15 protein-coding genes are annotated in these 14427 nt (G+C 70.0%); 8 read left to right on the top strand and 7 right to left on the bottom strand.

Features of this window, described 5'->3' with window-relative positions:
• Nucleotides 1-2: 2 nt before the first annotated feature.
• Nucleotides 3-263, top strand: a complete 261-nt coding sequence (locus tag AC3IF1_RS03195) for a hypothetical protein (protein ID WP_243965223.1) — start codon at nt 3-5, stop codon at nt 261-263.
• 38 nt (nt 264-301) lie between these two features.
• On the opposite strand, the gene AC3IF1_RS03190 is transcribed toward AC3IF1_RS03195, so the two are convergent.
• The 4 genes from AC3IF1_RS03190 to AC3IF1_RS03175 all read right to left on the bottom strand — a co-directional run bounded on the left by AC3IF1_RS03190 (nt 302) and on the right by AC3IF1_RS03175 (nt 3077).
• A complete protein-coding gene (locus AC3IF1_RS03190) occupies nt 302-700 on the bottom strand; it encodes a type II toxin-antitoxin system VapC family toxin (protein ID WP_489215796.1) in 399 nt (132 codons plus the stop codon).
• Nucleotides 697-963: an AbrB/MazE/SpoVT family DNA-binding domain-containing protein gene (locus AC3IF1_RS03185; RefSeq protein ID WP_489215794.1), complete on the bottom strand. Its 267-nt coding sequence runs from the start codon at nt 961-963 to the stop codon at nt 697-699. Before AC3IF1_RS03185 ends, AC3IF1_RS03190 begins: the two co-directional genes overlap by 4 nt.
• 204 nt (nt 964-1167) lie before the next feature.
• Nucleotides 1168-2079 carry a KPN_02809 family neutral zinc metallopeptidase gene (gene ypfJ / locus AC3IF1_RS03180; protein WP_243965266.1) on the bottom strand — a complete coding sequence of 304 codons (912 nt, stop codon included), beginning with the start codon at nt 2077-2079 and terminating at the stop codon, nt 1168-1170.
• A gap of 128 nt (nt 2080-2207) precedes the next feature.
• Complete coding sequence (locus tag AC3IF1_RS03175) at nt 2208-3077, bottom strand: uracil-DNA glycosylase (RefSeq protein ID WP_243965219.1); 870 nt, start codon at nt 3075-3077, stop codon at nt 2208-2210.
• Nucleotides 3078-3341: 264 nt separating this feature from the next.
• On the opposite strand from AC3IF1_RS03175, the gene AC3IF1_RS03170 reads away from it, so the two are divergent.
• From AC3IF1_RS03170 to AC3IF1_RS03155, 4 genes are all read left to right on the top strand, one after another.
• Nucleotides 3342-5015, top strand: a complete 1674-nt coding sequence (locus AC3IF1_RS03170) for an electron transfer flavoprotein-ubiquinone oxidoreductase (RefSeq protein WP_243965218.1) — start codon at nt 3342-3344, stop codon at nt 5013-5015.
• A 102-nt stretch (nt 5016-5117) separates the two neighbouring features.
• Nucleotides 5118-5774, top strand: coding sequence for an antitoxin Xre/MbcA/ParS-like domain-containing protein (locus AC3IF1_RS03165; protein ID WP_489215791.1), 657 nt, complete (start codon nt 5118-5120; stop codon nt 5772-5774).
• A complete protein-coding gene (locus AC3IF1_RS03160) occupies nt 5761-6357 on the top strand; it encodes an RES family NAD+ phosphorylase (protein ID WP_489215789.1) in 597 nt (198 codons plus the stop codon). Before AC3IF1_RS03165 ends, AC3IF1_RS03160 begins: the two co-directional genes overlap by 14 nt.
• Nucleotides 6358-6500: 143 nt before the next feature.
• On the top strand, nt 6501-8369 hold the full coding sequence (locus AC3IF1_RS03155) for a tetratricopeptide repeat protein (protein ID WP_489215787.1): 1869 nt from the start codon (nt 6501-6503) through the stop codon (nt 8367-8369).
• Between the two features lie 143 nt (nt 8370-8512).
• On the opposite strand, the gene AC3IF1_RS03150 is transcribed toward AC3IF1_RS03155, so the two are convergent.
• Complete coding sequence (locus AC3IF1_RS03150; protein ID WP_243967544.1) at nt 8513-8833, bottom strand: GIY-YIG nuclease family protein; 321 nt, start codon at nt 8831-8833, stop codon at nt 8513-8515.
• Nucleotides 8834-9229: 396 nt separating this feature from the next.
• On the opposite strand from AC3IF1_RS03150, the gene AC3IF1_RS03145 reads away from it, so the two are divergent.
• Nucleotides 9230-10903, top strand: a complete 1674-nt coding sequence (locus tag AC3IF1_RS03145; RefSeq protein WP_489215785.1) for a formate--tetrahydrofolate ligase — start codon at nt 9230-9232, stop codon at nt 10901-10903.
• Between the two features lie 72 nt (nt 10904-10975).
• On the opposite strand, the gene AC3IF1_RS03140 is transcribed toward AC3IF1_RS03145, so the two are convergent.
• Nucleotides 10976-11188, bottom strand: coding sequence for a hypothetical protein (locus tag AC3IF1_RS03140; protein ID WP_489215783.1), 213 nt, complete (start codon nt 11186-11188; stop codon nt 10976-10978).
• A gap of 370 nt (nt 11189-11558) precedes the next feature.
• The gene (locus AC3IF1_RS03135; RefSeq protein WP_489215781.1) at nt 11559-12923 is read right to left on the bottom strand and encodes an 8-oxoguanine deaminase; all 1365 of its coding nucleotides are present in this window, start codon (nt 12921-12923) and stop codon (nt 11559-11561) included.
• Between the two features lie 269 nt (nt 12924-13192).
• Here AC3IF1_RS03135 and AC3IF1_RS03130 point away from each other — a divergent pair, with 269 nt between their 5' ends.
• Nucleotides 13193-13717: a MarR family winged helix-turn-helix transcriptional regulator gene (locus tag AC3IF1_RS03130; protein ID WP_489215779.1), complete on the top strand. Its 525-nt coding sequence runs from the start codon at nt 13193-13195 to the stop codon at nt 13715-13717.
• On the top strand, nt 13714-14421 hold the full coding sequence (locus AC3IF1_RS03125; protein ID WP_243967540.1) for a response regulator: 708 nt from the start codon (nt 13714-13716) through the stop codon (nt 14419-14421). Before AC3IF1_RS03130 ends, AC3IF1_RS03125 begins: the two co-directional genes overlap by 4 nt.
• The last annotated feature ends 6 nt before the right edge of the window (nt 14422-14427 follow it).

Raw genomic sequence — 14427 nt, 5'->3', positions numbered from 1 at the left:
CGATGCTGTTCGGTTGGTGGAAGACGAGCCTCGACATGGCCATGCTGGGCTTCGAGGCCCAGGGGGTGATCGTCCAGCGCATGGCGATGTTCGCGGTGGGCGGCCCGGCCGCGCAGATCGAGGCGCAGCGCATGGTGACGGAGAAGATCATGGCGGCGAGCGAGGCGGCCCTGATGGTCGCCTCGGGCGCCTCGAACGGCAAGGTGATCCGCAACTACCGCCGGAAGGTCCAGGCCAACGCCAAGCGGCTGAGCAGGGGCTGATCTCTCCCAGGTCGGAGGTTCTCCGACCGGCTCCGCACTCAGGAAAGAAGCCGCGCCGCTTCTCCTTGCCGAGACAGCAGCACTACAGCCGCCCGGTCGAACGAGACAAAGGTCTCGCCGCCGAGACAGCGGCCTTCATGGGCGATGACACCGTCGGCGAAGTCGCCGCCGGCCTCGAGCAACCCGAGCCCGGCTTCTACGGCGGGCCGGTTCATGGTGAGGTTCCCGGTCTCGAGCAACGCGCGCAGCGCGGATGCCACATCCGCGGTCGCGAGCTCGGCCCCGCGCCGGAGGATCCAGACCAGCTCGCACAGGCACGGCAACGGGATCGCGATCGTGGTCGCATCCGTGAGCAGCTTCCGCGCCGTGCGGCCCTGCTCAGGATCGTCCATCAGAATCGCCCGGGCCAACAGGTTGGTATCGACGGCGATGTTCATGCGTCGTCCGGCGCGCCGGACCAGCCCGCTTCAGCAATGGCGTTCATCGCCTCGATCGTCAGCGGCTTATCCAGCGTCACTTTTCCATCGAGGGCATGGAGGAACTTGTCGATCGTGCCGGACGGTCGGGCCGCCCGCACGCGCAACTCACCACCGGGCAGTTTCTCGAAGTCGATTCGCTCCCCGGGCTTGATGCCGAGGTGTCGTAGCAGGTCACGTTTCAGGGTGACCTGTCCTTTCGCCGTCACGGCGAGGGACGCCATCGCGCACTCCATGAGTCGGACTGGATCGAACGGGAATGCGAAATGACATGCCCGTCAAGCCGGCAGCCCTGTCGCCAGGATGCCGGAGGGGGGCCAGAAGGTTCCGGCCGAGCCCTTCGCTGGAGCCGCTGGTGAAAGATGACGCTGGACGGGGAGCTTTTGCCGTCCTCGCTTCGCTACGCTCGCGGAAGCCCTGAGCCAGCCTCAGTTGTCCGCCGTCCGGAACGTGTCGCAGGCCTTGGTCTGGCCGCTCTTGTAGCCGGCCGAGAACCAGCGCTGGCGCTGGGCCGAGGAGCCGTGGGTGAAGGAATCCGGCACCACGTAACCCTGGGACCGCTTCTGCAACGCGTCGTCGCCGATCTGGGCGGCGGCGTTCAGGGCCTCGTCGATGTCGCCCTGGTCGAGTTCGGCGTATTTGTCGTTGGAGTTCTTGGCCCAGACGCCGGCGAGGCAATCGGCCATCAATTCGATCCGCACCGACAGGGCGTTCGCCTCGGTCTTGCTCGACGCCTGCTGCTGGCGGGCCTGGACCTTGCCGAGGATGCCGAGCACGTCCTGGACGTGGTGGCCGACCTCGTGGGCGATCACGTAGGCATAGGCGAAATCGCCCTTCACGCCGAACTTCGAGGCCATCTCCTTGAAGAAGCCGGTGTCGAGATAGACCTTCTTGTCGAGCGGGCAGTAGAACGGGCCCATCGCGGCCTGGGCCGAGCCGCAGCCCGAGCGGGTGCCGCCGGTGTAGAGCACGAGCGTCGTCGGGGTGTATTGCTTGCCGGTCTGCTGCGGCAGGATCTGGCTCCAGACGTCCTCGGTGTTGCCCAGGATCTTGGAGGCGAACTTGCCGCTCTCGTCGGTGGGCGCCTGGCGGCGCCGGGCCTGGCTCTGCGGATCCGCCGGCTGCTCCTGCTGGCCGCCGCCACCGCCGATCCGCTCGGCGCCGCCGATCAGGATCGCCGGGTTGATGCCCGTGAAGTAGCTGACGATCAGCAGCACCACGATGGTGCCGATGCCGAGGCCTCCGGCGCCGCCGCCGGGAAAGCCCATGCCGCCCCCGCCGCCGCCCTCGCCCCGGCGATCCTCGACATTGTCGGAGCTGCGTAGATCTTCCCAGCGCATGGTCGGGCCCGCCATCGGTGCTGCGCCGGCCGTCACGGGCCGGCGAGAATCTGCTGTGCGTCGCTCTGTCCCGCCGGCGGGACCGAAGCTCTAATGGCGGGAGGGGAGAGCCGGTTCCGCGTCCGCGGTCAAGCTTTCCCGTCGAGCAGGGCGCGCAGGGCGCGGAAATCCCGCCAGGCCAGGCGCTTCTGCACCGGCTGGCGCAGCAGGAAGGCCGGGTGGAGGGTGGCGAGGAGCTTCACCTCGCGGGTCGGCAGCGTGTACGGGAACAGCCGCCCGCGGGTCCGCAGGATGCCGTCCTTGGTGCCGGTGAGCGTCTGGGTCGCGGGCGCGCCGAGGCAGACGATGATGTCCGGGTCAACCAGCTCGATCTGGCGCTCCACGAAGGGCCGGCACACCGCGACCTCCTGGGGGGTCGGGTTGCGGTTGCCCGGGGGCCGCCAGGGCACGATGTTGCCGATATAGGCGCTCGACCGGTCGAGCCCGACCGCCTTCATCATCTTGTCGAGGAGTTGGCCCGAGCGGCCCATGAACGGCTTGCCGATCCGGTCCTCGTCGGCCCCCGGCGCCTCCCCGAGAAACATCACCCGGGCCTCCGGATTGCCGTCGGCGAAGACCAGGTTCTTGGCGGTGAAGCGCAGCGGGCAGGCGTCGAACTCCGCCAGGATCTTTTCGAGCTCGTCGAGGCTCCGGGCCCCGCGCGCCCGGGCCCGGGCATCGCTCGCCGCCTCGTCGGGCTGGGCGCTGGCGGCCCGGCCGAAGGTCCGCGGCGCCACGGCGGGGGGCGGCGAACCGGGGGGCGGCACCAGCGGCCTGGGCTGGTCGTCCGGCCGGGGTGCGGGCGCCGGGCGCGCCACCCTGCGCAGGGTCGGCGCCGGCGCGTCGGCCTCGCCGAAGCGGTCATGCGGCCGCTCGTCCAGAACCGCGTCGGCCCCGGCCTCCACGTGGAAATCGAGATAGGCGATCAGGTCGGCTTGCGCGTCGGTGGGGCTCGGCATGGGGACACTCATGTGGGGTGGCCGGGCCCTGTGGACAACTCTCGAAACGCCCCGGCCGCCAAGGACTTGCGTGACCGAACGGCGCGGTGCCGGCGTCCCCGGACACGGATCGTCCCATCCACCCCTCCGGTGCGGCAAAGGGAACTTTGCCGTAAGTCTGCGCGTCGGCAACTTGCCTTTCCAGCTTGGAATCGCTTGAGACGGCAGCACGAAAGCCGGCCCGACGGAAGATCGGGCGCGTGGAGAAGAAAAGGAGAGGCGCGGATGGCGCTGCCCGAACGCGAGAGCATGGATTTCGACGTGGTCGTGGTCGGTGCCGGCCCGGCCGGCCTCGCCACCGCGATCCGCCTGAAGCAGCGCGCCGCCGAGATCGGCGAGGAGATCGCCGTCGTCGTGGTGGAAAAGGGCTCGGAGGTCGGCGCCCACATCCTGTCGGGCGCGGTGATCGACCCGAGCGGCCTCGACCGGCTGCTGCCGGATTGGCGCGCGGATCCGGAGCGGCCGCTCAAGACCGAGGTCCGACGCGACGAGTTCATGATGCTCACCAAGAACAGCGGCATCACCCTGCCGAACGTGTTCTTCCCGCGTCTCATGTCGAACCACGGCAATTTCGTCGGCTCGCTCTCGAACGTGTGCAAATACCTGGGCGCCCAGGCCGAGGCGCTGGGCGTCGAGATCTATCCGGGCTTCCCGGCCTCCGAGGTGCTGTTCGACGATAACGGTGCGGTGGCGGGCATCGCCACGGGGGATCTCGGCATCGGCCGGTCGGGGGAGCCGCGGGAGGACTACACCCGCGGCATGGAGCTGCGGGCCAAGTATACGGTGTTCGGCGAGGGCGCGCGCGGCAACCTGACCAAGGGGCTGATCCAGCGGTTCTCGCTCAACCGGCACAGCGACCACTTCAAGTACGGGCTCGGCGTGAAGGAGCTCTGGCAATTGCCGGATTCGACCTTCGAGCCGGGGCTGGTGCGCCACACCATGGGCTGGCCCCTGCCCAACAAGGCCGGGGGCGGCTCCTGGCTCTACCATTTCGACGACAACCTGCTCTCGGTCGGCTTCGTCACCCACCTGAACTACGAGAACCCGACCCTGTCGCCGTTCGAGGAGTTCCAGCGCTTCAAGACCCATCCGCTGATCGCCGAGACCTTCGCGGGGGCCAAGCGGATCGGCTACGGGGCGCGGGCCATCATGGAGGGCGGCTGGCAATCGGTGCCCAAGCTGGTCTTCCCGGGCGGCTGCCTGGTCGGTTGCGCGGCGGGGTTCGTGAACGTGCCGCGGATCAAGGGCTCGCACAACGCGGTGCTGTCCGGGATGCAGGCGGCCGACGCCATCGCGGACGCCCTGAAGGCGGGCCGGGCCGGGGACGAGCTCACCGCCTACGAGGTTGGCTGGCGCGACAGCCCGATCGGGCAGGACCTGAAGGCGGTGCGCAACGTCAAGCCGCTCTGGTCCAGATACGGCACCCTGGTGGGCGTCGGCCTCGGCGGCATCGACATGTGGGCGACGAGCCTGCTCGGTGCCTCGCCGTTCGGGACGCTCGGCCACGGCAAGCCCGACCATGCCTGCCTCAAGCCGCTCTCCGAGGTGACGCCGATCACCTACCCGAAACCCGACGGCAAGCTGACCTTCGACCGGCTCTCCTCGGTCTACCTGTCGAACACCAACCATGAGGAGGACCAGCCGCCCCACCTGAAGGTCCGGGACCTGGAACTCCAGAAGCACTCCGAGCACGACGTCTACGGCGGCCCCTCGTCCCGCTACTGCCCGGCCGGCGTCTACGAATGGGTGGCGGACGCGGCCGCCTCGGACGGGGTGCGCTACCAGATCAACGCGCAGAACTGCGTCCACTGCAAGACCTGCGATATCAAGGACCCGAACCAGAACATCGACTGGGTGACGCCGGAGGGGCCGGGCGGGCCGAATTATCCGAACATGTGAGGGGGATCGTCTCGACCGATCTGGACAATCCGCACAATCCGCACGAGATTGTGCGGATCGGGGGCTGCCGCCCTGACACGGGACTCCGCGACCGGCTGGGACATGCTCGACATCCGGTCCGACGACCTGCTGGCCGTGCTTCAGAGGCGCAATCCGGCGGCGGAGCCGGCCACGTTGGAGCACGCGGCGGGTGTCATGGCTGCCGTCGGCCGGGCGGTCGAGCAGGGCGATGCCGTCCGGGCCATGCACGCCCTGCTGGACCATCTGGAGGCCGAAGGTCCGCGTTCGGGATCGGCCGGCGCCGCGCCGCCACGCGCGATCATCCTGAACCCGTGTAGCCCTGTCGAAGTGAGCCACGGCGCGGCGACGGGCGGGACCATCGATCGCCAGCACGGCTTGAAGCGGCTGGCGGCCTCTGTCCGTCCCCTGACGCTGGAAGACTGGGCCGGCCCCCTCGCGGGCGCGGGCGAACTCGCCGCCCGCCTCGGGATCGCGCGATCCACCCTCCAGGATTGGCGGCGCAGCGGCGCGGTCGTGGGCCTCCTGACGGGGACGCGCAAGCACCTGTTCCCCCTCGCCCAGTTCGTCGACGGTCGGCCGGCCGCCGGGCTCGCCGCGGTGCTGGCGATCATCGGCGAGCCGCGCACCGCCTGGCTCTGGCTGGTCGAGCCGTATGCGCGCGGCGGATCGCCGCTCGACGACCTGAAACGGGGACGGGTCGCGTCCGTCATCGACGCGGCCCGCGATGACTTCGCGTGAGCTGCGTCTGGACTTGGCGGTCCTCGCCAGCCTGGCGATCGCCTTTCAGCCGGTCGGCTACCACCGCGTGACGCCCCTGGCCTACCGCTCGACGCCCCTCGGCATGGGGTTCGGCCGGTCGCGCTTCTCCAGTCCCGACGACGGTTTCAAAGTCCTCTACCTCGCCGTGGACCTGGCGACGGGCATAGCCGAGACGCTGATCCGCGACCGGTTCGAGAATCGCCGCCGGCGCCGGATCGGCGCGGCGGAGATCGCGCGCTGGGGCGTGACGCGGGTGAGCGCGGCCCGGCCGTTGACCGTGATCGACCTGCGGACCACCGGCCTCCTCCGCCTCGGCATCTCCACGGATGCCGGCCGCGCCAAGGTCCATCGCGACGGTCCGCGTCTCAGCCGCGCAATCCACGCGACGAGCGATGCCAACGGCATCCTGTACGGCTCGCGGTTGACCGGTGCGGCCTGCTGCGCCGTCTATGACCGGGCGGTCGCGACGCTGCGGGCGGAGCCCGTCACGGAAGTGCTGCAGGAGGCGTCCCTGGCGAGCGTGCTCGGCAGCCTGGCCGTCGAGCTGGTGATCTCCGCCTGAGACCGGGCGGCCCCCGCGCCATCCTTTCGCCTTGCGGGGCTGGCGGGATGGGTTCAGTGTCCCCAGCGATTTTTCGGGGACGCCCCGCCATTCCCGCGCCCGGCCCTCGGAGGGGCCCGGCGCCCAGGAGCCGCGATCGGTTCATGATGACAACACGCGCCCGCCGGAGCGTCTCGGCGCTCGCCCTGCTGCTCGCCGCAGGGCTCCCGCAGATCGCGCTCGCCGCCCAGCCGCGGGAATCGAGCCCGGTGCTCGATTACGAGCCCGCGGATTCGCTCGAGGGCAACTTCCTCTCCGCCTACATCGCGGGCGCCGCCCGGGACACGGCGGCGGCGGCGACCTTCTACCGCGAGGCGGTCAAGGCCGATCCGCGCAACGCCGAGCTGGTCGAGCGCGCCTTCATTTCGCTGCTCGCCGACGGCGCCCTGCCGGACGCGTTCCGGGCCGCCGAGAAGCTGATCGCCCGCGATCCGACCAACGGGCTCGCCAACCTCTCCCTCGGGGTGCGCCAGATCAAGGCCGGCCAATGGGCCGCCGCCCGCCAGAACTTCTCCCGCAGCGGCCGGGGCGCGGCGACCGACCTCACCGCGACCCTGCTCACCGCCTGGTCGTATGCCGGGGCCGGCGACGGCAAGAAGGCGCTGGAGACGGTCAACAAGCTCCGGGGCGAGCGCTACTACAACACGTTCCGCGATTACCACGCGGGCCTGATCGCGTCGGTCACCGGCGACAATGCCGAGGCCGAGCGACGCCTCAAGGCCGCCTACGAGGCCGACCGCAACACCCTGCGCATCGTCGACGCCTATGCCCGGATGGAGGCGAGCCTCGGCCGCACCGACCTGGCGATCCAAGCCTATTCCGACTTCGACCAGCTCTCGCCCCGGCACCCGCTGGTCCGCGACGCCCTGGACAAGCTCAAGGACGGCAAGCCGCTGGCCCGGCTGATCGGCAACGCCCAGGAGGGCGCCGCCGAGGTGCTGTACGGGCTGGGCTCGGCGGGCTCGACGCAGGGCGACGAATTGCCCGCGGTGATCTACCTGCGGCTGGCGCTCTACCTCGCCCCCGACCACGCCCTCGCCCGGCTGACGCTCGCCGATACCCTCGACCGGATGAAGCAGCCGGAGCGCGCCAACGAGGCCTACGCGCAGATCCCGGCCAGTTCCCCGCTCAAGCTCAACGCCGACATCCAGATCGGCCTGAACCTGGAGCAGATGGGCAAGGCCGACGAGGCGCTGGCGCATCTCGACGCGACCATGAAGGCCCATCCGGACGACATCGACGTGATCACGGCACTGGGCAACGTCCAGCGGGCGCGCAAGAAGTACGAGGAGGCCGCCGCCACCTATACCCGCGCCATCGACCTGATCGGCGACCGGCCGCAGGCGAATTACTGGACGACCTACTACTTCCGCGGCACCGCCTACGAGCGCGCCAAGCAATGGCCGAAGGCCGAGGCCGACCTGAAGAAGGCCCTCGCCCTGGTGCCGGCCAGCCAGCCGGCCGCCAAGGCCCAGGTGATGAACTACCTCGGCTATTCCTGGGTCGACCAGAACACCAACATCGACGCGGCGTTCAAGCTGCTGCAGCAGGCGGTCGACGCCAGCCCGCGCGACGGCATGATCGTCGACAGCTTGGGGTGGGCCTATTACCGCCTCGGCCGCTGGGACGACGCGGTGCGCGAATTGGAGAAGGCGGTCGAGCTGAAGCCCGGCGACCCGACCATCAACGACCACCTGGGCGACGCCTACTGGCGCGCGGGCCGGCGGCTGGAGGGCAAGTTCCAGTGGCAGCACGCCAAGGACCTGAACCCCGAGCCGGACGACCTCGCGCAGATCAACGCGAAGCTCAAGGACGGGCTGCCGGAGATCGAGAAGCCCACCGCCACCGCCGAGACCACGCCGGCCCCGGTGGCCGCCCCGCACAACGCCGAGAACCCGGAACTGCCCAAGGGCGCGCCCCAGCCGCACGAGGCGCCGGGTGCGGCCGATAAGGCCAAGAAGTCGGGGGGGTGAGAGCCCCGGTCGCGCGACGGGCGATCATCCAAACAATCGCCCTCATCCTGAGGTGCCCGCGTCAGCGGGCCTCGAAGGCGCCCTCCAGAAGACACTGTGACCTCTAGAGGTCTCCTTCGAGGCCTCCGCTACGCTCCGGCACCTCAGGATGAGGGGGATTGTTTGGATGGCGGCTGCGCGGTCGGGCGTTTCGCCAGCTGCTGCAAGGCGTCCCAATCCTCTCGGATCAACGCCTCCTTCTTGGCCCGGCCCCAGCCCTTAATGCGCCGCTCGGCCGCGATGGCATCGGTGATGCGGTCGAACTGTTCAGCATAGACCAGCGTCACAGGCCGGCGCCGACTGGTATAACCGGGATACATGCCGGCCTGATGCTCGCTCAGCCGCTTGTCCAGGCTCTCGCCGCGAGCAGAACCGACATAGTAACTGCCGTCGGAGCAGCGCAACATATACACAAAGGCTGCCACGACCCGATTCGTCCCGGCGGAGGAGGAAAAGCCTAGCAGGATCGAAGATCCAGCGCTCACTCCTCATCCTGAGGTGCCGGAGCGCAGCGGAGGCCTCGAAGGAGACCTCCAGCCGGCCGCGCGATCCCTGGAGGCCTCCTTGAGGCCCGCTGACGCGGGCACCTCAGGATGAGGGTAAGGGAAGGAAAGCCAGTCCGGCACCGCCCTGCGGGCCCACTGCGAAGCTGCGAACCAAAAAACTTGTTTTGTCCGCCACCTCATAAAAATCGACGCGCTTTTCCCCTCCGTTTGACGCACACTGCGCAGCCGTTCGCGGGCGGCCGCCTGCAGGGCTGGACATCCGCACGGCAACAGCCGGCGGCGGGCCGAGAGCCCGTGACTCAGGGAGGAACGCCCATGCCGTCAGATATCGAGATCGCCCGCGCCGCGACCCTGAAGCCAATCGCGCAGGTCGCCGAGACGCTCGGCATCCCGGATGACGCGCTCCACAATTACGGCAAGCACATCGCCAAGCTCGACCACGGCTACATCGCCGGGCTCGAGGGCAGGACACCCGGCAAGCTCGTGCTGGTGACGGCGATCTCCCCGACGCCGGCGGGCGAGGGCAAGACCACCACCACGGTGGGCCTGGGCGACGCCCTGAACCGCATCGGCCAGAAGACCATGATCTGCCTGCGCGAGCCGTCCCTCGGGCCGTGCTTCGGCATGAAGGGCGGGGCGGCCGGCGGCGGCAAGGCGCAGGTCGTGCCGATGGAGCAGATCAACCTGCACTTCACCGGCGACTTCCACGCCATCACGTCGGCCCACAGCCTCGCGGCCGCGCTGATCGACAACCACGTCTACTGGGCCAACGAACTCAACATCGACGTGCGCCGGATCCACTGGCGCCGGGTGGTCGACATGAACGACCGGGCCCTGCGCCAGATCACGCAGTCGCTCGGCGGCGTCGCCAACGGGTTTCCGCGGGAGGACGGGTTCGACATCACGGTGGCCTCCGAGGTGATGGCGGTGTTCTGCCTGGCCAAGGACCTCGCCGACCTGGAGGAGCGCCTCGGCCGGATCGTCATCGCCGAGACCCGGGACCGCAAGCTCGTCACCCTCAAGGACGTGAAGGCGACCGGCGCCATGACGGTGCTGCTCAAGGACGCCCTGCAGCCCAACCTCGTGCAGACCCTGGAGGGCAACCCGGCCCTGATCCACGGCGGCCCCTTCGCCAACATCGCCCATGGCTGCAACTCGGTGATCGCCACCCGGGCGGGCCTGCGGCTGGCCGACTACACGGTGACGGAGGCCGGCTTCGGCGCCGATCTCGGCGCGGAGAAGTTTTTGGACATCAAGTGCCGGCAGGCGGGCCTGACCCCCTCGGCGGTGGTGGTGGTGGCGACGATCCGCGCCCTCAAGATGCATGGCGGCGTCGACAAGAAGAGCCTCGGATCCGAGAACATCGGCGCCCTGGAGAAGGGTTTTGCGAATCTCGCCCGGCACGTCACCAACCTGCGCGGTTTCGGCCTGCCGGTGGTGGTCGGCGTCAACCATTTCTACGCCGACACCGATGCTGAGCATGCCAGGCTCAAGGAGCTGTGCCGCGAAAAGCTCGACGTGGAGGCGATCACCTGCCGCCACTGGGCCGAGGGCGGCGCCGGCGCCGAGGAGCTGGCCCGCGCCGTGGTGACGCTCAGCGAGGCCGAGCCGGCGCCGATCCGCCACGCCTACGAGACCGAGGCGCCGCTCGCGGAAAAGATCCGGGCCATCGCCACCAAGCTCTACGGCGCCGCCGACATCCAGATCGAGACCAAGGCGGCCCAGAAGCTCGCCGCCTTCGAGAAGGATGGCTACGGCAACCTGCCGATCTGCATGGCCAAGACCCAGTACTCGTTCTCCACGGATCCCGGCCTGATGGGTGCGCCCGAGGGGCATATCGTGGGGGTGCGCGACGTCCGGCTCTCCGCCGGGGCCGGGTTCGTGGTGGCGATCTGCGGGGAGATCATGACCATGCCGGGCCTCCCCCGGGTGCCCGCCGCCGACACGATCCGGCTGGACGCCGACGGGCAGATCGACGGGCTGTTCTGAGGATCAGCGGGCGGCCGCGAGCCGCCTTCCTCCGAAGGCCAGATCAAGGCTGCGCGGAGGCGTCCCAGGGGGTCAGGACAGATCGGCCGCCCTGGGCCGATCGCTGGAACGCGGAAACGTGATCTCGACATCTTCGACGCCGGCCGGCAACCCCAAGGCCTCCACGAGGCCGTGCAGGCCGTGGCCAGGCTTGCCGCTATCCGTGATGCACACAGGTGCCGCTGCCGTCTTGGCGCGTCCGATATCCTGATCGGGCTCCGGGCCGGTGAGTCTGGTGATCGTCATGCTCGAAATCCCTTATCGGATTCGGATGTCTTGCCCAACCGTCCGCAGGGCTCTGCCCGGCACCCGCAAAAGGTCACAGACCAGCCCTTTCAAGGTGTTTGATCGGGTCGCGATCGGGACGTTTTGCCAAGCGGATTCATACGGCTTCACGTGACGCCAACGCTTTAAAAAAATCGGCGCTTTCCCCTCCCCCGTGCGGGGAGGGGTCAGGGGTGGGGGTGGTCCAGGATGAGGCGTACCGGTGCCGTCTGAACCACCCCCACCTCCAACTCCTCCCCGCAAGGGGGGAGGAGAGCGCGGCCCGTCTCACCCAAATCGCTGCGCCGAACACCTTAAAAGGGCTGGGTCCCGGACCTTTTGAAACCGGGACCTACGCGTCCCCGAACAGCTCCGTCGCCAGCCGCGAATGATCTTCCCGCAGGCGGCCGAGATCGACCCCGAGCGGCTGCCCGTCGATCACCCGCCAGCGTCCCGCCACCATCACCCGGTCGGCCCGGGTGGCGCCGCACAGGACCAGCGCCGCCAGCGGGTCGTGGGCGCCGGAGAAGCGCAGCTCCTCCAGGGTGAACAGGGCGAGGTCGGCCTCCCGGCCCGGTTCGATCCGGCCGATATCGGTGCGGCCGAGGCAGGCGGCCGAACCCTCCGTGGCCCAGCGCAGCGCGTCGCGATGCGTCACCGCCTCAGCCCCGTAGGTGAGCCGGCTCAGCATCAGCGCGTGGCGCACTCCCTCCATCAGGTTCGAGCTGTCGTTCGAGGCCGAGCCGTCGACCCCGAGCCCCACGGGGGAGCCCGCCGCCTCCAGCTCGCAGGTGCGGCAGCGCCCCGACGCCAGGGTCATGTTCGAGGTCGGGCAATGGCACACGCCGACCCCCGCCTTGCCCAGCCGGGCGACCTCGGCGTCGTTGAAATGGATGCCGTGGGCGAGCCAGACCCGGTCGTTCAGCCAGCCGACCTGTTCCAGATACTCCACCGGCCGGCAGCCGAACATCGACAGGCAATAGGCGTCCTCGTCGAGCGTCTCGCCGAGATGGGTGTGCAGGCGGCAGCCGTGGCGGGCGGCGAGGGTCGCGCTCTCGCGCATCAGGCGCTGGGTCACCGCGAAGGGCGAGCAGGGGGCCAGCCCGATCTGGACCATCGCCCCCGGGGCCGGATCGTGGAACAGGTTCAGCACCCGCTCGCAATCCGCAAGGATCGTGTCGTCGTCCTGCGTCAGCGCCGCGGGGGGCAGGCCGCCCTCCCGGTCGGACAGGCTCATGGAGCCGCGGGTGATCGCCGCGCGGATTCCGAGCGCCCGGGCCTCGTCGACCTGGACGTCGACCGAATCCTCCAGCCCCTTCGGGAACAGGTAATGGTGGTCGCCCGCCGTGGTGCAGCCGGAGAGCAGCAGCTCGGTATAGGCGACCCGGGTGGCGAGCCGGAACGCCTCGGGGGTGATCCGCCCCCAGATCGTGTAGAGCGCCTTCAGCCAGGGGAAGAGCGGTTTGTTGATCGCGATCGGATGGGCGCGGGTCAGGGTCTGGAAGGCGTGGTGATGGGTGTTGATCAGCCCGGGGATGACCACGTGGCGCGCGGCGTCGAAGGTCTCGTCCACCGGGGCGGCCGGCCGGGCGCCCGCCGCCACGAGCTCGACGATCCGGCTGCCCGCCACGACGATCCCGCCCCCCGCGCCCGCCGCCAGGATGGCGCGCGGATCGCGGATCCAGAGGCGGCGTCCCGATTCGACTGCTTCGGCCATGTCTTCCACCGCTCCCTCTGCCCGACCCGGGATGCGTAGCGGAGCGGTCGGACGGTCCGCAAGCGGGCCGGTCCGGGGAGCACCGTCCCGGGGACCGCGCGGACCGGGGGCGGTACGAACAGGCTCCGTTCCGTCGCGGCGGGTCCGGGCCCTGGCCCCGACGGCGGCCGGGTGGCGGGCCCGGGTTGACCGGACAGGGTTGACGGGCCTCGGCCCGCTTGGGAAACGTCACGGGGACTGACCTATCACCCGTTGGGAGCGGCCGCGCCGTGACACGGACAGCCCCGGGCGCGGAAACCTTCGCGGCGCCCCCCGTCCCGGCCACCCTCGGCAGCGACGACCTGATCGAACTCCTGTTCTTCGCCTATCGCGATTTCGTGGGCGATCCCGACCGGATCCTGGCGGCCTACGGCTTCGGCCGGGCGCATCACCGGGTGCTGCACTTCGTCGACCGCTATCCGGGCCTGACCATCGCCGAACTCCTCGACATCCTGCGCATCACCAAGCAGAGCCTCAACCGGGTGCTCAAGGACCTGATCGGCCAGGGCTACGTCGCCCAGAAGCCCGGCCCGAGCGACCGGCGCCAGCGCCTGCTCTACTGCACGCCGTCCGGCGCGGAGCTGGCCGCCGACCTGACCCGGGTCCAGGCGCGCCGCCTCGCCCGGGCGCTGGCCGCGCCGGACGCGCGGGGCTCGCCGGAGGATTTCTTGATGGCGATGATCGAGCCGGAGGACAGGGCGGCGGTCCGGAGCCTGATGGCCCGGCGCGTGGCCCATGCGGGCGGCGGCGCGTGACGGCGGCTCCCCGGGCCGACCTGCCCGACGAGGCGCCGCACGTCCTGGTGGTCGACGACGACCGCCGCCTGCGCGAACTCCTCGCCCGCTACCTCACCGACCAGGGGTTTCGCGTCACCGCGGCGGCGAGCGCCGCCGAGGCCCGGGCCCGGGCCCAGAGCGTCGTGTTCGACGCGATGGTGCTCGACGTGATGATGCCCGGCGAGAACGGCTTCGATTACGCCCGGAGCGTGCGCGAGACCTCCCGGGTGCCGATCCTGATGCTCACCGCGCGCTCCAACCCCAACGACCGGGTGATGGGCCTGGAGATCGGCGCGGACGACTACCTGCCCAAGCCGTTCGAGCCGCGGGAGCTGACGCTGCGGCTCACCAACATCATCAAGCGCAGCCCGCGCCCCCGGGAGGCCGCGGCCGAGGCCGTGACCTTTGGGCCGTTCGCGTTCCGGATCGACCGGGGCGAGCTGCGCCGGGACGACGCGCTGATCCGCATCACCGAGCGCGAGCGCGAGATCCTGACGATCCTGGCCATGGCCGGCGGCGCCAACGTGGAGCGCGAGCAGCTCGCCGGACCCGGGGGCGCCGCGGCGGAGCGGACCGTCGACGTGCAGATCAACCGCCTGCGCCGCAAGACGGAGGTCGATCCGGCCAACCCGGTCTTCCTGCAGACCGTCCGGGGCGTCGGCTACCGGCTCGCGGTGGATTGACGGGCT

Source organism: Methylobacterium sp. E-012, from assembly GCF_057836545.1.
Note: the sequence above shows the minus strand (reverse complement) of the source record. Positions and strands in the feature narration are given on the sequence as shown.